The organism is Lacinutrix sp. Hel_I_90 (genome assembly GCF_000934685.1).
Classification (GTDB): Bacteria; Bacteroidota; Bacteroidia; order Flavobacteriales; family Flavobacteriaceae; genus Lacinutrix.
In genome coordinates, this window is record NZ_JYNQ01000001.1 from 1,803,645 (window position 1) to 1,823,702 (window position 20,058).

Annotated in this window: 18 protein-coding genes; 16 read left to right on the plus strand and 2 right to left on the minus strand. The window is 33.7% G+C overall.

Annotation, left to right across the window (positions count from 1 at the left end):
* The first annotated feature begins 130 nt into the window (after positions 1-130).
* From polA to GQ46_RS08090, 13 genes are all read left to right on the plus strand, one after another.
* Positions 131-2,986, plus strand: coding sequence for a DNA polymerase I (polA, locus tag GQ46_RS08040; protein WP_044400294.1), 2,856 nt, complete (start codon positions 131-133; stop codon positions 2,984-2,986).
* 8 nt (positions 2,987-2,994) lie between these two features.
* On the plus strand, positions 2,995-3,393 hold the full coding sequence (locus tag GQ46_RS08045) for a (deoxy)nucleoside triphosphate pyrophosphohydrolase (RefSeq protein ID WP_044404748.1): 399 nt from the start codon (positions 2,995-2,997) through the stop codon (positions 3,391-3,393).
* Between the two features lie 237 nt (positions 3,394-3,630).
* The gene (locus GQ46_RS08050; RefSeq protein ID WP_044400297.1) at positions 3,631-5,076 is read left to right on the plus strand and encodes a transporter substrate-binding domain-containing protein; all 1,446 of its coding nucleotides are present in this window, start codon (positions 3,631-3,633) and stop codon (positions 5,074-5,076) included.
* Between the two features lie 242 nt (positions 5,077-5,318).
* Positions 5,319-5,468: a hypothetical protein gene (locus GQ46_RS17590; RefSeq protein WP_156133124.1), complete on the plus strand. Its 150-nt coding sequence runs from the start codon at positions 5,319-5,321 to the stop codon at positions 5,466-5,468.
* Positions 5,469-5,607: 139 nt separating this feature from the next.
* Complete coding sequence (locus GQ46_RS17595; RefSeq protein ID WP_156133125.1) at positions 5,608-5,766, plus strand: hypothetical protein; 159 nt, start codon at positions 5,608-5,610, stop codon at positions 5,764-5,766.
* Positions 5,767-5,907: 141 nt separating this feature from the next.
* A complete protein-coding gene (locus tag GQ46_RS08055) occupies positions 5,908-6,801 on the plus strand; it encodes a hypothetical protein (RefSeq protein ID WP_044400301.1) in 894 nt (297 codons plus the stop codon).
* Between the two features lies 1 nt (position 6,802).
* Positions 6,803-8,236, plus strand: a complete 1,434-nt coding sequence (locus tag GQ46_RS08060) for a radical SAM protein (RefSeq protein ID WP_044400304.1) — start codon at positions 6,803-6,805, stop codon at positions 8,234-8,236.
* 7 nt (positions 8,237-8,243) lie between these two features.
* Positions 8,244-9,185: a hypothetical protein gene (locus GQ46_RS08065; protein ID WP_044400307.1), complete on the plus strand. Its 942-nt coding sequence runs from the start codon at positions 8,244-8,246 to the stop codon at positions 9,183-9,185.
* A complete protein-coding gene (locus tag GQ46_RS08070; RefSeq protein ID WP_044400310.1) occupies positions 9,186-9,971 on the plus strand; it encodes a bifunctional 2-polyprenyl-6-hydroxyphenol methylase/3-demethylubiquinol 3-O-methyltransferase UbiG in 786 nt (261 codons plus the stop codon).
* A 39-nt stretch (positions 9,972-10,010) separates the two neighbouring features.
* Positions 10,011-11,399, plus strand: coding sequence for a radical SAM protein (locus tag GQ46_RS08075; RefSeq protein WP_044400313.1), 1,389 nt, complete (start codon positions 10,011-10,013; stop codon positions 11,397-11,399).
* Entirely contained in the window at positions 11,399-12,142 is a 744-nt protein-coding gene (locus GQ46_RS08080; RefSeq protein WP_052503433.1) for a bifunctional 2-polyprenyl-6-hydroxyphenol methylase/3-demethylubiquinol 3-O-methyltransferase UbiG, read from the plus strand. Before GQ46_RS08075 ends, GQ46_RS08080 begins: the two co-directional genes overlap by 1 nt.
* A gap of 28 nt (positions 12,143-12,170) precedes the next feature.
* Entirely contained in the window at positions 12,171-13,280 is a 1,110-nt protein-coding gene (locus GQ46_RS08085) for a GDSL-type esterase/lipase family protein (protein WP_044400316.1), read from the plus strand.
* A complete protein-coding gene (locus GQ46_RS08090; protein ID WP_044400319.1) occupies positions 13,273-14,391 on the plus strand; it encodes an SGNH/GDSL hydrolase family protein in 1,119 nt (372 codons plus the stop codon). Before GQ46_RS08085 ends, GQ46_RS08090 begins: the two co-directional genes overlap by 8 nt.
* Positions 14,392-14,427: 36 nt before the next feature.
* On the opposite strand, the gene GQ46_RS08095 is transcribed toward GQ46_RS08090, so the two are convergent.
* Positions 14,428-15,846, minus strand: a complete 1,419-nt coding sequence (locus GQ46_RS08095) for a B12-binding domain-containing radical SAM protein (RefSeq protein ID WP_044400322.1) — start codon at positions 15,844-15,846, stop codon at positions 14,428-14,430.
* Between the two features lie 28 nt (positions 15,847-15,874).
* Positions 15,875-16,615, minus strand: coding sequence for a glycosyltransferase family 2 protein (locus GQ46_RS08100; RefSeq protein ID WP_044400325.1), 741 nt, complete (start codon positions 16,613-16,615; stop codon positions 15,875-15,877).
* 99 nt (positions 16,616-16,714) lie between these two features.
* On the opposite strand from GQ46_RS08100, the gene GQ46_RS08105 reads away from it, so the two are divergent.
* From GQ46_RS08105 to GQ46_RS08115, 3 genes are read left to right on the plus strand one after another with little or no spacing between them, the layout of a single operon-like run.
* The gene (locus tag GQ46_RS08105) at positions 16,715-18,139 is read left to right on the plus strand and encodes a glycosyltransferase family 39 protein (RefSeq protein ID WP_156133126.1); all 1,425 of its coding nucleotides are present in this window, start codon (positions 16,715-16,717) and stop codon (positions 18,137-18,139) included.
* Entirely contained in the window at positions 18,115-19,128 is a 1,014-nt protein-coding gene (locus tag GQ46_RS08110; protein ID WP_044400330.1) for a polysaccharide deacetylase family protein, read from the plus strand. Before GQ46_RS08105 ends, GQ46_RS08110 begins: the two co-directional genes overlap by 25 nt.
* Positions 19,129-19,131: 3 nt before the next feature.
* Positions 19,132-20,058 carry a GNAT family N-acetyltransferase gene (locus GQ46_RS08115; protein ID WP_044400333.1) on the plus strand — a complete coding sequence of 309 codons (927 nt, stop codon included), beginning with the start codon at positions 19,132-19,134 and terminating at the stop codon, positions 20,056-20,058.

Genomic DNA, 20,058 nt, shown 5'->3' on the forward strand with positions numbered 1-20,058 from the left:
GTTCTTTAGTTTTTAAAGATATTGTAATTTGCATGCCGTCCGTTCGAGCACTATTAAGAAGCTATAGCTTTATAAAATTAGACTCTTCAAGAGTACTTAAAGGGACGCTATTAATATTTAAATTTCAAAAATGTCAGACAACAAACGCGTCTTTTTAGTTGATGCCTACGCCTTAATTTTCCGCGGCTATTATGCCTTTATAAAGAACCCGAGAATTAATTCTAAGGGTCAGGATACCTCAGCCATAATGGGCTTTATGAACTCACTTTTAGATGTTATTAAACGCGAGAGACCTAATCTTCTAGCCGTTTGTTTCGATAAAGGTGGCAGTAGTGATCGTGTAGAGCTATTCGAAGCTTATAAAGCCAATAGAGATGAAACACCAGAAGGTATCAAGACAGCCATTCCATACATTATGGATATTTTAAAGGCCATGCATATTCCCATTATGGTAAAAGACGGTTTTGAAGCCGATGATGTTATCGGCACCTTAGCAAAACAAGCGGAAAAAGAAGGCTTCCAAACCTTTATGGTAACCCCAGATAAGGATTTCGCACAGTTAGTGAGCGAGAATATTTTTATGTATCGCCCTGTTTTTGGTGGTGGTTATGAAACTTGGGGCATCCCAGAAGTACAGAAAAAATTTGAGGTTACAGACCCCTTGCAGGTCATTGACTTCTTAGGCATGATGGGTGATGCGTCTGATAATATCCCAGGACTACCCGGAGTGGGCGAGAAAACCGCAAAGAAATTTATAGCCGAATTTGGCAGTATGGAAAACCTTTTAGCAAATACCGATAAGCTTAAAGGGAAAATGAAAGAAAAAATTGAAGCCAATGGTGAACTCGGATTACTCTCTAAAAAATTAGCCACTATTATGCTCGATGTTCCGGTGGAATTTCATGCTAAAGATTTTGAATTAGACCCACCAGACATAGAAAAAGTAACGGCCATTTTTCAGGAATTGGAGTTTAGGCGCTTGACTGATAATTTCATAAAAACCTTCACCTCAGGCAATGAGGCGACTTCAACACAAGCAACCAATGCTAAAGCTACAGGTGACAGCCCAAAAGCGACACCTAAAGAAACCGCTGGTGCCGGTGCCGGACAATTTAGTTTGTTTGGAGGTGAAAGTCCTTCCGCAGAGGCTACAACAGAAAATACCTACGACAGAAAAACGCTAGCGACTACCTCACATTTTTACCAGAGTATCGCGCCAGGTATGGCCACAAAATTATTTATCAAAAACCTCATGAATCAAACCAGTGTGTGTTTTGACACAGAAACCACAGGCTTAAATTCATTAACAGCAACACTCGTTGGTATCGCCTTTTCATGGGAAGTTGGGAAAGGTTTTTATCTGCCATTTCCAGAAGATCAAGACGAAGCTCAAGCGATTATAGAAGACTTACGTCCGTTTTTTGAAGCCGAGAACATTGAGAAAATAGGACAAAATTTAAAATACGATATTAAAGTATTACACAAATACAACATTGTTGTTAAAGGCAAATTATTTGACACCATGTTAGCGCATTATTTAATCAATCCAGACATGCGCCACAATATGGATATTCTGGCAGAAACCTATTTAAATTACACCCCGGTGTCTATTACCGAACTCATTGGCAAAAAAGGCAAAAATCAATTATCGATGCGCGAGGTGCCTTTAGAAAAACAAACCGAATATGCGGTTGAAGATGCCGATATTACTTTACAGTTAAAAGAACATTTTACCAATGAATTAGGGGAGGCCAACACACAAAAACTCTTTGATGACATCGAGGTCCCTTTACTACGGGTTTTAGCAGCCATGGAATTAGAAGGGATTAATTTAGATGAAGCCTTTTTAAATTCTTTATCTGAAGCCCTCAACAACGATATTAAATCCTTAGAAACTAAGATTTATGACGTTGCTGGTGAGGAATTCAATATTGCTTCTCCAAAACAATTGGGGATTATTTTATTTGAAAAATTAAAACTAGTAGCTAAACCTAAAAAGACCAAAACGGGTCAATATGCCACAGGCGAAGATATCTTATCCTATCTCGCAAAAGACCATACCATTATTCGGGATATTTTAGAATATCGTGGGCTTGCCAAACTAAAAAGCACCTATGTAGATGCTTTACCAACACAAGTTGAACCTTTAACAGGTCGTGTACACACCGATTACATGCAAACCGTTGCGGCTACAGGGCGCTTAAGCAGTAACAACCCGAATTTGCAAAACATTCCTATTCGTACCGAGCGTGGGCGACAGGTGCGTAAAGCGTTTGTTCCACGAGACGAAAACTATCTTTTACTGGCTGCCGATTACTCGCAAATAGAACTGCGTATTATCGCCGCACTAAGTAAAGAGGAAACCATGATAGAAGCCTTTAAAAATGGCGAAGACATTCACGCTAGTACCGCCGCGAAAGTATTTGGTGTGCCTTTACAAGAGGTGACCCGCGAGCAACGTAGTAATGCTAAAACAGTAAACTTCGGGATTATCTATGGCGTGTCTGCTTTTGGATTGAGTAATCAAACCGATTTATCGCGCGGTGAAGCCAAAGAACTCATAGACACCTATTACGAAACCTACCCAAAACTAAGAGCTTATATGGCTGAGCAAGTCGATTTTGCCCGCGACAATGGCTATGTGCAAACGGTTTTAGGTCGCCGTCGTTATTTAAAAGATATTAATTCACGAAATGCTGTGGTGCGCGGTGCTGCAGAACGTAATGCCGTAAACGCACCCATTCAAGGGAGTGCTGCCGATATTATTAAAATCGCCATGATTAATATCTTCAATAAGTTAGAAGCAGGGAATTACAAAACTAAAATGCTCTTACAAGTGCATGATGAACTGGTATTTGATGTATACAAACCAGAGTTAGAGACCATGAAAACACTCATTAAAACCGAAATGGAAAATGCTTTTAAAATGGAGGTGCCATTAGATGTTGAAGTCGATACCGGTTTGAATTGGCTGGAGGCGCATTAAATTTAGGTATGAAAAAGATTGAAGTTGTAGCGGCTATAATATATTTTAATGACGAAATTTTTTGTGTTCAAAGACCTACAAATAAGCGAAGTTATATTTCAGAAAAATTTGAATTTCCTGGAGGAAAGATTGAAAAAGGAGAGTCAAAAGAAGAAGCTTTAAAAAGAGAGCTTATCGAGGAATTAAATTTTATTCCTACTAAAATTGATGATCTGTTTTTAACTGTTGTTCATGAATATCCTGACTTTGAATTAACAATGCATAGTTTTAAATGCTATTCTGAAACCAAAAACATTCAATTGAATGAACATACTTCTTATAAATGGTTAACTTTAAAAAACCTAATCAAACTTGATTGGGCAGCTGCAGATATTCCTATAGTTAATAGATTAATTAAGAATGAGTAAATCATTAAATTAGCCCCTAATAATTTCGGAATGATATTTTAAATTTAAAAACTAATCTATTTAAGATATGAAATAGCTAGTGCATTTATGCACACAAGAACAACGATACACAAACTAAAAAATGACCCGTAATCGCTTAAACTTGATAGGCCAATCATCGTCCTTAATATAAAGACCTTTTTTAGCAAGTCCCATATTTTTAGTATTTTACAAAGAACTTTAAAGCTCCTTTTAGATATGCTAATCAAATCTCCATTGTTTAAAGTACCCTATGTGTTATTAGTTCTGATTCTGTTTAATTGTGAGCAAGCTAAAAAAGACATGACCTCTATTTCTAATGAACAGCCCAGAGTTCTTCGTGATTTAGAGGCTATTAAAAAAGACGGCAAACTTAAAGCCCTTACCGTTTATAGCGCTACCAGCTATTTTCTATATAGGGGGCAACCCATGGGCTATGAGTACGAATTACTTAAACGGTTTGCTAAACATTTAGACCTCGAATTGGAGATGGTTGTGGTTAAAGACCTGGATGAATTAATTACCAAACTCAATGAAGGAGAAGGTGATATATTGGCTCACGGACTCGCTATTACGGCAAACCGTAAAACAGCGGTAGCCTTTACAAACTATTTGTATCTCACGAAACAGGTCTTGGTTCAAAAAAAACCAGACCACTGGCGCACCATGCATTGGCACACATTGGAAAATGCACTAATACAAGATGCTATAGAACTATTACAAGACACGGTATCCATTCGTAAGGGTTCTTCCTACAGTGAGCGTATTGCAAATCTTAGCGAGGAACTCGGCGGCCGCATTACTATAAATCAACTCTCGGGAGAAATGGCTACAGACGAAATTATTAGGGAGGTTGCAAAAGGAAATATTAAATATACCGTTGCAGATAATAATATTGCCAAAATAATGGCTTCCTATTATCCTATTTTAGATATTGACGTGCCTGTCAGTTTTTCACAACGCATTGGATGGGCAACGCGCAAAAACTCGCCTAAATTACTACAAACCACAAACTTATGGCTAGAGGACATTAAAAAGCAAGTAGACTACAATGTGATTTATAACAAATACTTTAAAAATAAAAAGGATTTTAGACGCCGTATAAAAAGTGACTTCTACAGTTTAAACAATGAAGAAATTAGTCCTTACGATACGCTTATTCAAAAACACGCTAAAAAAATTGATTGGGATTGGCGACTTGTGGCCTCCCTAATTTATCAAGAATCCAGATTTGACCCGGACAACAGCTCTTGGGCCAATGCTAAAGGCTTGATGCAATTAATGCCTCAAACGGCCGCAGAACTCGGTGTTCAAGATCGCAGTGATCCACAAGAAAGTATTAGAGGCGGCACCAAATACCTTAACCAGATTTGGGGAAATTTCGAAACCGTTAAAGACACTATTCAACGTACCAAATTTACGATGGCCGCTTATAATTGTGGGCTCTACCACGTTAAAGATGCTCAAAATCTCGCAACCGAAAGAGGTCTAGACGCCACCGTTTGGGATAATAATGTGGAAGATATGATCCTGGCCTTAAGTCATCCCAAGAACTATAATAACCCAATTATAAAGTATGGTTATGTGAGAGGTGCAGAACCCTATAATTACGTCAATCAAATTTTTGAACGCTATGCGCATTACACCCAATTTATTGCGGAGTAATAATTTGAAAGCAAAAGAGACAACGCTCTAAATATACTGTTATTACCAGAGAACAAGAAAGCATCGAAAAACCTATAGCATTAACTAGACGGTATATAACCCACCTGCCAATAACTGGTTAACTATTAAGATAGGATAACCTAAAAAATGGACGAGATTAAACGAAATAAGCACATCATATAATTATTTAAGCTAATACAGGTCTGATTTATAGTGTAATTTGTATCTTATAAATTAACATTATGATTGCTACAAAACTATTAGGATTGTCAACACTATTAACAAAGAGTAAAAAAATTAAAATAGCTATTCTAACTTTTGAAATCGGTGTGTTGCTATACGCTATTGGTCAAAGTAAAAAAGAACAAAGAAACAAACGGCTTCAGGAATAAGCATTATACTTTAAATAAAACGACACTAGCGCCAGGAGCAAAAGCACTCCTGTTTTAAAATATTTAGTACGCTTGTAATTGGATACACCAGTAAATATTACTGAGTATGTTTCTTATTTGCACCCTATAAAATGAAATTATGATCCTAACAAAACTATTAACTTTAAATGGCACTTTAACTAAAAGCAAAGCCATTACCATTATAATTTTACTTCTAGAAATAGCTGTTCTATTATATGCTCTGGAAGAAGCCGAGGCAGAAGAAAATAATACAATTGATTTAGAAGACTATAATTAGTTATGGGTTTTAATTAAAGAGACGGAACTTTATTGAGCTTAAGGCGCTCTAACAAAAAACACTATAACTATTTAAATTAAAAGCTTTATTTCCTGTTCAATTATTGTAAATTTGATTGATTGAATCAATTTCCAGTATAACTTGAAAGCCTTAAAACCTATACTCTATTATTCTATTTTTAATCACCCTTTAACAAAAGAGGAAATTTTTCTTTACTCCCAATCTCAAAATAGAGCGTTAATAGAGAATGAAATTAAAGTGCTTCAAAAAATAGAATCCTTAAAAGAGCACAATGGCTTTTATATTTATAATAACGATTTTAAAATTGCAGAACGCAGGCTAGCTAGTAATAGAAACGCAAAACTAATTATGCCTAAAGCATTAAAAAGAGCGCACTTTATTTCCAAGTTCCCCTATGTTAAAAGTGTTAGTATTTCTGGAGCATTGTCTAAAGGAGCCTATGACGACGAGGGGGATATAGACTTTTTTATAATCACAACACCCAACCGTTTATGGGTAGCGCGAACGTCTCTTATTCTTTATAAAAAAATATTCCTACTAAACTCTAAAAAATATTTTTGTGTCAATTATTTTATTAGCACAAATCATTTGGAGATTTCTGAACAAAATTTGTTCACGGCAACGGAGTTGGCCACGCTAATTCCTGTAACTGGAAAAAAAACATACACTGATTTTTTAGCAAACAACACTTGGGTAAAAAAACATTTCCCTAACATGAATTTCAGAAAAGTAGATAATATTAAAGACGTGAAACCTTTTATGGTCTCAAAGCTTCTGGAAGCTGTGTTTAATTCAAGTTTAGGGAATTTTGTAGACCATTATTGTAGAAAAATGACACTTAAACGCTGGACCTCTAAATTTAGCAATTTAGAAAAAGAGCAATTTGAAATTGCTTTAAAATCTACAAAATCAGTGAGTAAACATCATCCTCAAAATTTTCAAAAAAAAGTTATTGAAGCCTACGAACAAAAATGTCAAGAGTTTGAAGCGAAACATAACATAAAATGCAATTAAAATGGTAGATGTTCTTTTTTCACATTCTTATTTTTATAAATTTGATAAAAAGCAATGGGCCAACAAAATGCCTTTTCCGCCATTAGGCACCATTTATGCAGCTGCTTATTTAAGAGCGCACCAGTATTCTGTTGCGTTACATGACACAGCACTTTTAGACGACCCACAACATGTTTTAGAGATATTAAAGCAGAAAAAGCCGCGCTTTTTCGTGCTGTATGATGATGGCTTTAATTATCTCACGAAAATGTGTTTAACCACCATGCGTGATGCTGCGTTTGAGATGATTAAAATTGCTAAAAATTTAGAGTGTACTGTTATTGTATGCAGTTCCGATTCTACAGATCATTATGAAAAATATCTAGCTGCCGGAGCCGATTTTATTATTCAAGGCGAAGGTGAAATTAGTTTGAAAGAATTAATTGATACGCTAACTAACGATGAGGATCCAACAGCTATAAAAGGGCTCGTTTTTGAAAAAGATGGTGAAATTATTAAAAATCAAAAACATCCTGTATTACGCGATTTAGATGAACTCCCGATGCCTGCCTGGGACTTAATAGATATCAATTCATACAGGAAGGTTTGGACAAGTGGCGGAAATGAATTTACTTTAAACATCGCCACAACACGTGGTTGTCCGTTTAAATGCAACTGGTGTGCAAAACCAATTTATGGAAATAGATATAATTCTCACTCGCCAGAATACATTACTAAACACCTGAAACACTTAAAAGAAACCTACGGTGTAAGCCGTTTTTGGATGTGTGATGATATTTTTGGATTAAAACCGAATTGGGTTCAACATTTTAATGCTGAACTCAAAAAAGAAAAACTTTCAATTTCCTATTATATTCAGAGTCGCGTCGATTTGTTGTTAAAAGAAGACACCATTGATGCCTTAGCAGAAAGTGGTCTAAAAGAAGTTTGGGTGGGTGCCGAAAGTGGTTCTCAAGCGGTTTTAGATGCTATGGACAAAGAAACTTCTGTAGCGCAAATTTACGAAGCTACCCATTTACTAAAAGAGAAAAATATACGTGTCGCGTTCTTTATTCAATTTGGATATTTAGAGGAAACCAAAGAAGATATAGACCAAACCATACAAATGATTAAAGAACTAATTCCTGATAATATTGGTATCTCCGTTTCTTATCCTTTACCTGGTACTAAATTTTATGATAAAGTAAAAGACGATTTACAATTAAAAGCCAATTGGACGGATTCTGATGACTTAGCCATGTTATTTAAAGGCACTTTTAGCGCTGAGTTCTACAGGAAATTGCAACGTTACGTTCATAAAGAATATCGCAAAAGTCAAGGGATTCATAATTTAAAGCAGTTCAATATTAGCCAATTCAAATCGATACTTAAATTAACGTACTATTTACCAAGTGCCTTCTATGACAAACTGCTTTTAAAAAAGTTAGCGAAATAAAAGTGTCATGAACTGGAAAGTAAAAGCGATACTTCAAAAAGTTTTATCAACTACGAAACTGGGTGATTATTTAAATCATATTCCGGCGACTTTGAACAAAAATTACAATAAGCATGTTACTTTATACCAAACACATGAATGTGTTCGCAAATTTAGCTATTGTAACCTAGAGCTTTCTTCAAGCAAAACTGCTTTAGAAATTGGTACAGGATACTCTTTGATTTCTTCTGTTGTTTTAGCACTTCTAGGTTTTCAAAAAATCGTTACTGTTGACATCACAAGAGACCTTCAATTTTCTACCTACAAAAAACAAGAAAAATTTTTAGACCATTCCAAAATCATAAATTTAATCGCTTCAAAAAGTATTTTTTCGGAACAGGAACTAAAAGACAAAATAAATCAAATCAAAAAAGCAGACACCTTAGAAGCGCTTTTAGACTTATTAAATATTACTTATGTCGCGCCATATACCTTCAAAAAACTTTTTAAACAGTCCAAAACCTTTGACTATATCTCCTCCCAGGTCGTATTAGAACATATGTCTCCTGAAACCCTAAACAAACTATTTAAATTCACAAAGCATGCGATACATAAGGAACAGTTTTGCATACACACTATTAATTTTATAGACCATTTTGCCAATCCAGGCTTTTTCCAAGACAAATCAATCTCTGAATTTAATTTTTTAAAATATTCCAATCGTTCTTGGAAATTTTGGGCAGGAAATTCGATAGCCTATACCAATAGACTATCTTACAGGTATTATCTTGAATTATGTGAAAAATATGATTTAAAAATCATAAATTTCATTGGTGAAAATTATAGACCAAGAAAAGAATTAAGCCCGCAATTAATCCATGCTGATATTTTAAAAAAATATAGTTCAAAAATTAATATTGAAGATTTAACGCGATACCAGCGCGGTACCTTAATAATTTCAAACCCATAAATGAAAGCTGATTTCGACATAGCATCTCGTGCGTACGATACTGTTTTTACGTTTTCCAATATTGGAAAAGCGCAACGCAACCGTGTATTCAAGTATATAAACCCATTCTTAAAACAAGGGAAAAAACTTTCGATTTTAGAATTGAATTGTGGTACAGGTGCAGATGCTATACAGTTTGGTCAACTAGGGCACTCGGTTATTGCAACAGACATTTCGGATGGCATGATAACTACAGCCACCGCCAAACCACATCCCGAAAATGTATCCTTTCAGCTGCAAGACATAAACACCCTTACTGCGACTACTTTTAACAAGACATTTGATTTAATTTTTTCAAATTTTGGTGGATTAAACTGTTTGTCACAACAACAATTACAAAGCTTCTTAAAAGAATCCTCCCTTTTACTCAAGCCAAAAGGCAAATTGATTCTAGTAATAATGCCTAAAAACTGTCTTTGGGAATACCTCTATTTTTCGTTAAAAAGAAATTTTAAAAAAGCAAAAAGAAGAAACACAACTAAAAGTGTGCTAGCCAATGTAGAAGGAATTCATGTAGAAACTTGGTATTACAATCCTAAAGACATCATATCATTAACAAGCGATTTGTATACTTTGGAAAAGTTGAAACCCATTGGTTTAACTATTCCTCCTTCCTATTTTGAAAAATCTATTTTGGCTAAAAAACCACTACTATCCCTTTTTAAAAGTATTGATAATAGGGTTACTGGGAAATTTTGGGCAAAATATGCCGATCATTTTTTAATTGAACTCATAAAAAAATCATAATTTGGGAACTAGCAAAAAAAAAGAGAGAAACACAAGATAATGAGTATAGTACTTACACATTCCTACTATCTTTTTGAAGATGAAAAAGAGCAAAGCATCATGCGACCTTATGCACCATTAGGGTTGTTGTACATTTCATCATATTTAAATGAAAATAAGATTGAAAATCATGTGTATGATTCTACTTTTTATTCTAAACTGGATCAACTTCATTTTATAAAAGAAAAGCAGCCAAAAGCGATTGCGATTTATGTTAATTTGATGACAAAAATTAACGTAATTAAATTGGTTAAAATTTTAAATACTGACGAAACGTATGGTTTCCCAAAGATTATTCTTGGCGGACCAGACATTACGTACAACTTAGAAAATTATCTCAATACTGGTGTCGATTTTTTAATTATTGGCGAAGGCGAACAAACCACGCTCGAGTTGTATCAGGCCATTGCTAATGGTGAAGATTATAGCGAAATTTGTGGCATTGCTTATTTAGAAAACGGTGAAGTAAAAAAAACACCGCCACGAATGCACATGAAAAGTCTTCAAGAATTGCCATTACCAAATCGGGCCAGCATTCCAGTAGAAAAATATTTAGAAGCCTGGAAAGTACATCATGGACAAAGCTCCATGACAGTTAGTACGCAACGTGGCTGTCCATACACCTGTAAATGGTGTAGTACCGCAGTTTATGGCCAAAGCTATCGCAGGCGGCCACCAAATATGGTCGCAGCCGAATTGAAAATACTAAAAGACACCTATAACCCCGATAGTATTTGGTTTGTGGACGATGTCTTTAGCGTAAGCTTTAAATGGATTGAAAGTTTTCATGAAGAGGTAATAAAGCAAAAGGCTATTATTCCGTTTGAATGCATTACACGTGCCGAACGTCTGAATGATGACATTTTACAACTCTTAAAAGAAGCAGGTTGTTTCCGAATTTGGATTGGAGCCGAAAGTGGTTCTCAAAAAATAATAGATGCCATGGATCGTCGCGTTGACGTCGAGGTGGTAAAAACCGCTATTCAAAAGACGAATGCTTTAGGTATCGAAACAGGAACTTTTATCATGGTTGGTTATCCCGGTGAAGACGAAAAGGATATTAAAGAAACGATAACTTATCTCAAAGCCGCAAATCCCACACACTTTACCATCACGATAGCTTATCCCATAAAAGGCACATCGCTATACAACGAAATAGAAGACCAAATTACCATTAAACCGAATTGGGATACCTCTACAGACCGAGACATTGATTTCACCAGAACCTATCCTAAAAAATTTTATGATTATGCCGTAAGACACATTGTCAATGAAGTGAATTATACTAAAGAACTACTCAAAGGAAAAGAGCTAAATCTGGTGAATACTTTAAAATTGAAAACAAAATCTGTTTTAGCACAAACGGGGATGAAATTATATAAAAGATAATGGATTTTAGTCCCTTCACACCAAAGCAAAATGTTTATTATTTAACAGCGGAAAACAATACTTTTTCAAGGCTTTATCTCATTGTTCGCGACAAAGAACAACGTGTTTTGACTGATGCACAAGTTAAAAAACTCCCTCATCTAAACTTGTATGAATGGCGGCTTCGTAAAAAATCTACAGAACGTTTTGCAAACTATATTGCTTCTAAAAATACTGCCCTCAAAATTTTAGATATTGGCTGTGGGAATGGCTGGTTTTCAAATAAAATTGTAGAAGTATCTGATGGTAATGAAGTTATTGGTTTAGATGTAAATCGTGAAGAATTGGAACAAGCTGCTAGAATCTTCCATAAAACAAACTTGTATTTTGTCTACGCCGATATTTTTAAGATTTCAGAGTTTTTTAAAGCACAGTTTGATATCATTACATTAAATGGTAGTATACAATATTTTGAAAACTTTGATGTGTTAATGAGTGTTTTAAAATCATTCTTAAAGCCAAAAGGTGAAATTCATATCATTGATAGTCCATTTTATAAAGCTTCTGAAATATCTATGGCGAAAGAACGCACAAAAGCCTATTACACAAAACTTGGTGTTCCAGAAATGGCTGCAAATTACTTTCATCATTCAATTTCTGAAATAAAAGAATTTGAGGTTTTATATAAATACAAGAATAAAATTATTAATAAAGTTTTAAGGAAGAAAGACTCTCCTTTTTCTTGGTATCGCTATACCAAATAAAATTGCATTGAAAATAGTAATTCGTAACATGAAATATTTAAAACCACTATTCCTAAAAAAAATAGCCTTCTCAGCAATTTTCTTTATTGTGTTATTAATTTTAGCCGAAGTAATACTTTCTTGTCTAAAAATATTCCCTGATAATTATTATACCAACACCCCCAATACTAGCCATAAGTTTAGAGAAAACCCAAGTAAAATAGATGGTATTTCAGGCACTTATGAGATAGCATACGATTCTCTAGGTTCGCGATCTGTTTCAGATTACTCAAAAGCAACTCATAAGATTATTGCTATTGGAGGAAGTACAACAATTTGCGCTGTATTGACCCAAGAAAAAACTTGGACTGCTTTACTTGATAAAAAATTAGGAGACTCTTATTGGGTTGGTAATTTTGCTAGAAGTGGAAATAGTAGCAATCACCATGTCTTTCAATTTCAACATATTCTTGATAAACCTGAATTAAAAGACACTAAAATAGTATTAATGCTAGTTGGGGTAAATGATTGTCGAGGATACTTAATCTCTCCAGATAAGTATATGCACATGCCAGATATAGATGTTAAGAAAAGAGCCTTTAAGCATATTCCAAATTCTGAATTACCTTTTTTAAAAAGACAGACCTTATTTAAACTTGCAAAACAAGCAAAACAGAGAATTCACTTTTATTCTCAACCTAGAAGACCTATTGATTATTTAGAAACGTATGAGCGCCAAATAAAACCCATTACTAAACTTCCGGATTTAACAGATGGTTTAAATCATTATGAACATAATTTGAAAAAAATTATAAAAGAAGCACAAAAACGAAATATCTCAATAATTTTCATAGCGCAGCCAACACTTTGGCAAAAAAACTTGTCAGATAAATATCAAACATTACTTGCTGCAAGATCATATTATAATAAAACTCCATTATATACAGGCGAAGCTTTAAATGAAATTATGACTATTTTTAACAAACGATTAATAAACGTTTGTAATAAGTATAATGTGCCTGTCATTGATTTACAATTACCAAAAAATGAAACTATATATTATGACGATATGCATTTTAATGAGTCTGGTGCTGAAGTGGTAGCAGCAAAAGTCCATAGTTTTTTAAAACTAAACAATCATTTAGAAACTAATGAATAAAGAAATAAAAAAAAATAGAACCGTTTTTAAAAAAATTACCATTTCTGGAATAGTAACTTTTATTATTTTAATCCTGGCTGAAATTACACTTTCAACATTTCAAATTTTTCCAAATAATTATTTTACTATGACTCCCAATTCTGGTTTTATATGGAAAATAAATTCTGAAGAAATTACAGGAATTAATCAGGATTCTGAAGTTTCCTTTGACGAATTGGGTGCCAGATCAATTTCAAACTATCAAGATAAAGAACATAAAATAGTTCTTTTTGGAGGAAGCACAACCGCTTGTTTTGCCTTAACACAATTAAAAACCTGGCCTGCATTACTAGAGAAAAAATTAGGTGATGCCTATTGGGTAGGAAATTTTGGAAGACCTGGAAATAGTAGCAACCATCATATTTTACAATTTGAACACATTCTCAAAAAAGAAGAATTAAGTGATGTAAAAACCGTGGTCATCATGCAAGGTGTTAATGATTTTGTTGGCTATTTAATCTCATCAGAGCAATATCTAAACACTCCACAGCAAAAACTAAAACGCATTGCTTTTCAACATGTTCCAGATGGTGATATCCCGTTTTACAAAAAATTAACGTTGTATAAGTTGGCGAGAAGAGCAAAACAAAATATCATTTTTCATTTCAAACATAAAGACTATTTGACAAAAGTGGTGCAAGACATCAAAACTTTAAAAAAGCAAGCCAAAATAGTTGATGAATTACCAGATTTAACAGAAGGTTTGAATCATTATAAAAAAAATACTGAATACCTCATAAAACTTGCTGATGAAAAAAAAATCAATCTGGTTTTTGTGACACAAGCAACGATGTGGAAGCCTGATTTAGACAAGAAGTACGAAGACTTAATGACTACAAGTGGCTTTGCTAATAATGAAGCGTTCTATAGCACCAAGGCTTTTTATCAAGGAATGGAAGCTTTCAATGCACTGTTAAAAGAAGTGTGCAATAAACATCATGTTTCTTATATAGACTTGCAGCTCCCAAAAACTACCGCATCATTTTATGATGATTTTCATTTTAACGAATCTGGAGCTCAACTCGCATCAGATCAAATAGCTCGTGATTTAAAAAAAGTTTTGAATAACTAATTTCAAGATAGAAAGCGTTTTTAAAATATAGTATAACTAAGCTAATTGTTGTTTCTTAAAGAAGGTATCTACAATTTTCTTTTCAATAGGAACATTGAAATATTTGTATTTACAACGCCATCTTGCTAATAATTGCAACGGTTTATAAATGACTTTCTGGTTAGAATATCCTAATCTCATATAAAATTTAAACTTTTCAAAGAAATCATATTTTTCATCACTTACCCATGGTCCTACTGATCCTACAAAATCAAAATCTGCCCACTCCTGAATGGTTTGAGGGAGCAAATACCCTTTTTTTACAACATCATCAGTAATTTTAGTACCTGGATAAGGTTTAAAATAAAATATTGGTGTTTGGAAATTAGGATGCATACTATTTAATTGATGCGCTACTTTAACAGTTTCTACTATGCTCTTATCCGATTCTTCAGGAAAACCAACAATAAAAGGAAATTGAACTGCAATACCTAAATCCCTACATCGCTCAGCACACATAAATACTTGCTCTAGCTTTATGTCCTTTTTTAACCAATCCATCATTTCTTGCGAACCAGACTCTACACCAATTAGTAAACGACGTAACCCAGAATCTTTACAAACCTTAAAGTCTTCTAAAGTTAATCTAGAGCCTTGATCTGCACGCATAGTTGCAGCCCAGGTAAACTTGAGTTTCTTTTTAATAATTAATTGAGAGATTTCAATAACTCTATCTCTGTAGGTAAAGTAGGTTTCATCTTGTAGGTTTACATCTGTAAATTTATATTTATTGTAAAGTTCCTCCAATTTGTTTACCATTATTTCGGGAGAAATAGCTGTCCATTTTCTATTGTAAACGAATGGATCTGCACAGAAACTACATCTAAAAAAGCAACCTGTAGATGATATATAATCAAGTTGTCGTCGTCCCTTTTTTTCAAAATATTTTTCTACATCAATTAAGTCATAATTAACTTCAGCAAAGGCATCCATTTTAACAATGGTTCTTGGTGGGTTTTTTATTATATCACCTGTATTATTTCTATAGCAAATACCTTTTACCTTAGATAAATCTTTGTCCGATTCAAAGGTTTCAACAAGTTCCTTGAAAGTATCTTCTCCTTGCCCCTGAACTGTAACATCTATACACAATTCATCTTTTAATGTTTGTTCTGGAAATAAAGAGGTATGCCAACCTCCCCAAATAATTGGAATATCTTGTCTTAGGTTTCTAACCCCCTGTGTTATATCTAAGGCGTTTCTTATTGGTCTACCAGTTAACGAGGTTACACCAAAACAAAGCGCTTCATTAATATGTTCTTTAATTACTTCTATTGGATCTTCTTCAATACGACCATCAACAATAATGACTTCATATTTTTTTTGATCTAAAATAGAACCAATGGCTAACAAAGCTAATGGCATGTCATAAAAAACAGCTACTGGATTATATAAAAGAATTTTTTGCCTTTTCAAATTTGGTGTTTTTTAGCTAATATAGTTACTATTTAAAAATTTCAAACGAAACAAGCTCCTTTTTGTGTAAAAAATACTGAACAGAAACCCTCAACACACCAAAGCCATAAGTCATACTGCGTTTAAAATTAATAGAAGAGCTTTCACTAGAATAGGTGGTCGGACAAGTAATTTCAGCAATTTCAAAACCTTTATTAAAGATTTGACATAACATCTCATTATCAAATATAAAATCATTTGAATTAGACTCTAAATTCAATGAATTGAATACTTCTGCTGAAAAGGCCCTAAAGCCTGAATGGTATTCAGATAATTTTTGACCGATTAAAATGTTTTGGAATAGGGTTAAAAAACGATTCGCAATATATTTATAGAGTGGCATTCCTCCTCGCAACGCACCTTTCCCTAAAATTCTTGATCCCATGACAACTGGATACACGTCATTTGCAATCAAATATGCCATGGAGTGAATCAATTTTGGCGTGTACTGGTAATCGGGATGTAACATAACAATTATATCACCTCCAAGAGACAGCGCCTTCTTGTAACAGCTTTTCTGATTAGCGCCATACCCTTTGTTTTCATCATGCATCAAAACATGCTTAATCCCTAATGCTTTTGCGACTTGAAGCGTCTCATCGGTACTATTATCATCCACTAAAACAACTTCATCGACAATGTCAAACGGAATTTCTTCGTAGGTTTTTTGTAGTGTCTCCGAAGCATTATACGCAGGAAGTACAACGATAACTTTTTTAGTGTTAATCATGATTTTTGGCTAATTGCGCTTAAAACGCAAAAAATGACATGTTTTTTTTACGATGGTCAATTTAACAACTATATTTATATAAGCAAAACAAAAGCATCATTGAAGTTACAAAAATTCAACAGCTCTTTTTACAGAACTTTAACGCTATTTAGCATTCCGCTTCTCATTATTTTTTTCTTGAGAATTTTTGGATTTGATGGTTTATATGGGCAAGATTCGTATGAATATTTACGCTATACAAATGCCATTCAAGATTATATAGGAGGTGGCGCACATCCCGGACATTATTTTTGGCCTGTATTATATCCAACGCTGGGAAGTGTCTTTGGTTTTATTTTTGGAAGCGCTTTTGCTTTACAATTAATAAGCGGCTTGAGTCTTTCCATAGCCTGTGTTTATATTTTAAAAACCATTCGGCTTCTTTATCCAGATTCTAAATTTAAATTTTTCTATGTGTTAATTTTTGGCACTTTTAGTCCTTTTCTATTAAAAATGGGCTTGATTGTAATGTCTGATGCCTTGGCCTTAGTTTTTATAGTGTTATCGTTTTATTTCTTTTTTAAATCCTACTATCAAAAAACAAGTTTAACGCTCGTTTTCGTCTTTGCTACATGTGCTTTAATGGCCAGATATGCAGCGCTCTTTATTACCTTTCCTATTATAGCATATGCCTTGTATTTGGTTTTCAAACGAAGGAAAATAAACCAATTTGTGATTGCAATTCTATTGAGTATAACTACCTCAATTCCTTTTATAATTTTTCAATGGGACGCATTATTTGAAGCGTCTTCTAATTACTTTCTAAAAGTTTGGTCAGTTATGAATTATTTTAAATCAAATTATATAACTGAAGATGGAACACAAGGTTATCTGTTTCCAAATTTAATCTATGCTTTTTATTTGTTTTTTCACCCTGGATTTATCTTTATTGGAAGTGTTTTAAGCCTCATGACCTTAAAAGATTATAAATCGCTCTTTACTTTTCATCAAAAAATGCTGATGATTTGCAGTGCCTTGTATATTTTCTTCTTGGCAGGAATTCCATTTCAAAACCCGCGAATTCTCGCTCTATTATTTCCATTGGTATTGATTTTATTATTTCCGGCTTTTAAAAAACTAATGACTATCACATGGATTAACCATTTTTTTATTCCAATAGCAATTGTTTGCATAGGATTACAACTCGCTTTTTTCACAATGACTTTCCATCATATATTTTCACGTACGATGATTGAAAAAGAAATTGCAACCATGATTGAACCCTATCAAGGCAAAACTTTGTATAGTTTTGATGTTGACTTGGCACTCCAAGGTCGCGGTTTAGATTTTGAGTATAAAAACATGTATAGGGAACGTTACCAAAATTTTAATAAAAACGATTTTATTTTGTTTGATCCGTCTCGCTATAAAGTACAATGGAAGGATAAAAACCCAATGTTAAACTGGGAATTCATTGAAAAAAATTATGAATTAAAAGTATTGAAAACGCATCCTGAAGGATGGATATTATATCAAATTCAATAGGTATGATTTGGATCAGGATCAAATACCGCTTAGGTTTATTATACAAAATTAGCTTATTCAAGCTTGGCTTTGGGCGGTTGCTATTAAAGAATCGCTATGGCGAACGTATATTGTTGTTTCATGGGATTGATAAAACTGGCGAAACGCGCTATAACAGTCGTTTTATCTCTAAAACTTTCTTTGAGGAATTTATCAAATATATCACGACACATTACAATGTTATTTCGTTAGATGATTTCTATAAGAAAAAATTCAAAAAAAATATATTAAATGTCGCACTTACGTTTGACGATGGCTATTTAAATAATTATGTCTACGCCATCCCTATTTTAGAAAAATATAATGTTCATGCATCCTTTTATATTACAACAGTTCATGAAAAAACACCCTATTTATGGCCGGATTTTCTAGATTTAGTCTCATTTCATACAGAGAAAGAACAAGTTGTTTTTGAAAGAAATCTGTATCAAAAAAGTATAAAAAATGAGTTTATTTGGAATGGTGTTTCTCTAAAAAATGCTGCTAAAGTATTACCTTACGATGTGTTAAAATTGATTTATACTGTTTTTAAAAGCGACTGGAATGCCTTACCACCAGAAGACTACAAAGAGTATTGGAAACTTATGACAGAAGAACAAATCATGGAAATTGCAAAGAATCCATTATTTACCATTGGCGCGCATGGCGAAACACACGTAAGCCTAATAGATATTCCTTTCGAAGAAGCAAAACGCGAAGTTTTAGCCAGCAAACAAAAACTCGAAACAATTTGCAAACAACCAATTACTGAATTTGCATTCCCGTTTGGTTTTTATAATAAAGAAATTGCTGAGTATTGTAAGGAAATTGGTTTTGAACGCTTACTATTAGTGGACTATAACACAAAAGAAGATACCAAAAATGAAGCTTGGAAAAATCGGTTTGTAATGAATCCATACATTTCTTTGGAACAGCAATTAGCATATTTATTAAAAGGCTCCTACTTCTAACGCATGCTTTACAAAAACACATATCGTTTAAAGAAACTTGAAGACCTTGATTTTCCTGCATTACGAGAATTACTGTGGAAAGTATTTTATAAAAGGAGTTCAATTTTAGAGTTGAAAAACAAATATGATGCTTCCCATGTTGCATTGAAATGTGTTAGCACAATAGCATACAAAAATGAAATTCCAGTAGCATTCTATGGTGCAGTTTTACAAAGATTTAAAAAAAACGAACAAGAAATCATCGTCGCACAGGCTTGTGATTCTGCAACGTTAGAGGGTCATCAAGGAAAAGGGTTACATTTTCAGTTGGCAAAACTTTCTTATGAAGTAATGCGAAAGCAAAACGTATCACTCGTGTATGCATTTTTGAATGAAAATTCGTTTTATAGCAATCAAAAACTAGGCTGGCATTCACATTTAAATATGGAACGATTTCATATAAAAACACGTGCAATTCCGATCGCAAAACTGATAAATAAACTTGAATGGAATGGTTCATATTCGTTCTTTTTCAATAAAAAAATATCCCACGACGCTATTCAAAAGCTAAAAAAAGAAAACAATAATAAATTTAGACAAGTACTCGACGATAAATTTATTATCTACAAAAATAGCTTAAAAAACCATTACTGTATTGAGCTGGAAAATTGTGTGTTCTGGGTGAAAATTGAAGCAATAATGCACGTCGGACTTTCACATGCGCCATCTAAAGTTGCATTACAAAAAGCGATTAAAAAACTAAAGCAAAAAGCATTTTTACTAGGCATTACCGAAATTCTATTTCAAGTTGATCCAAAATCGCTGATAGCCTCACAACTACAAAACCTTGTCGTAGCAAAAGAATCATGGTTGATTGGCTATTTCAATTTTGATCCAGAAATTGATTTAAAACACTTTATATTTACCTACGGAGATTTAGATACCTTTTAA

Excerpts from the sequence above, each read along its gene's own strand:
- polA (WP_044400294.1), top strand. The coding sequence starts at position 131 with ATGTCAGACAACAAACGCGTCTTTTTAGTTGATGCCTACGCCTTAATT.
- GQ46_RS08045 (WP_044404748.1), top strand. The coding sequence starts at position 2,995 with ATGAAAAAGATTGAAGTTGTAGCGGCTATAATATATTTTAATGACGAA.
- GQ46_RS08050 (WP_044400297.1), top strand. The coding sequence starts at position 3,631 with ATGCTAATCAAATCTCCATTGTTTAAAGTACCCTATGTGTTATTAGTT.
- GQ46_RS17590 (WP_156133124.1), top strand. The coding sequence starts at position 5,319 with ATGATTGCTACAAAACTATTAGGATTGTCAACACTATTAACAAAGAGT.
- GQ46_RS17595 (WP_156133125.1), top strand. The coding sequence starts at position 5,608 with ATGATCCTAACAAAACTATTAACTTTAAATGGCACTTTAACTAAAAGC.
- GQ46_RS08060 (WP_044400304.1), top strand. The coding sequence starts at position 6,803 with ATGGTAGATGTTCTTTTTTCACATTCTTATTTTTATAAATTTGATAAA.
- GQ46_RS08065 (WP_044400307.1), top strand. The coding sequence starts at position 8,244 with ATGAACTGGAAAGTAAAAGCGATACTTCAAAAAGTTTTATCAACTACG.
- GQ46_RS08070 (WP_044400310.1), top strand. The coding sequence starts at position 9,186 with ATGAAAGCTGATTTCGACATAGCATCTCGTGCGTACGATACTGTTTTT.
- GQ46_RS08075 (WP_044400313.1), top strand. The coding sequence starts at position 10,011 with ATGAGTATAGTACTTACACATTCCTACTATCTTTTTGAAGATGAAAAA.
- GQ46_RS08080 (WP_052503433.1), top strand. The coding sequence starts at position 11,399 with ATGGATTTTAGTCCCTTCACACCAAAGCAAAATGTTTATTATTTAACA.
- GQ46_RS08085 (WP_044400316.1), top strand. The coding sequence starts at position 12,171 with ATGAAATATTTAAAACCACTATTCCTAAAAAAAATAGCCTTCTCAGCA.
- GQ46_RS08090 (WP_044400319.1), top strand. The coding sequence starts at position 13,273 with ATGAATAAAGAAATAAAAAAAAATAGAACCGTTTTTAAAAAAATTACC.
- GQ46_RS08100 (WP_044400325.1), bottom strand. The coding sequence starts at position 16,615 with ATGATTAACACTAAAAAAGTTATCGTTGTACTTCCTGCGTATAATGCT.
- GQ46_RS08110 (WP_044400330.1), top strand. The coding sequence starts at position 18,115 with ATGGATATTATATCAAATTCAATAGGTATGATTTGGATCAGGATCAAA.
- GQ46_RS08115 (WP_044400333.1), top strand. The coding sequence starts at position 19,132 with ATGCTTTACAAAAACACATATCGTTTAAAGAAACTTGAAGACCTTGAT.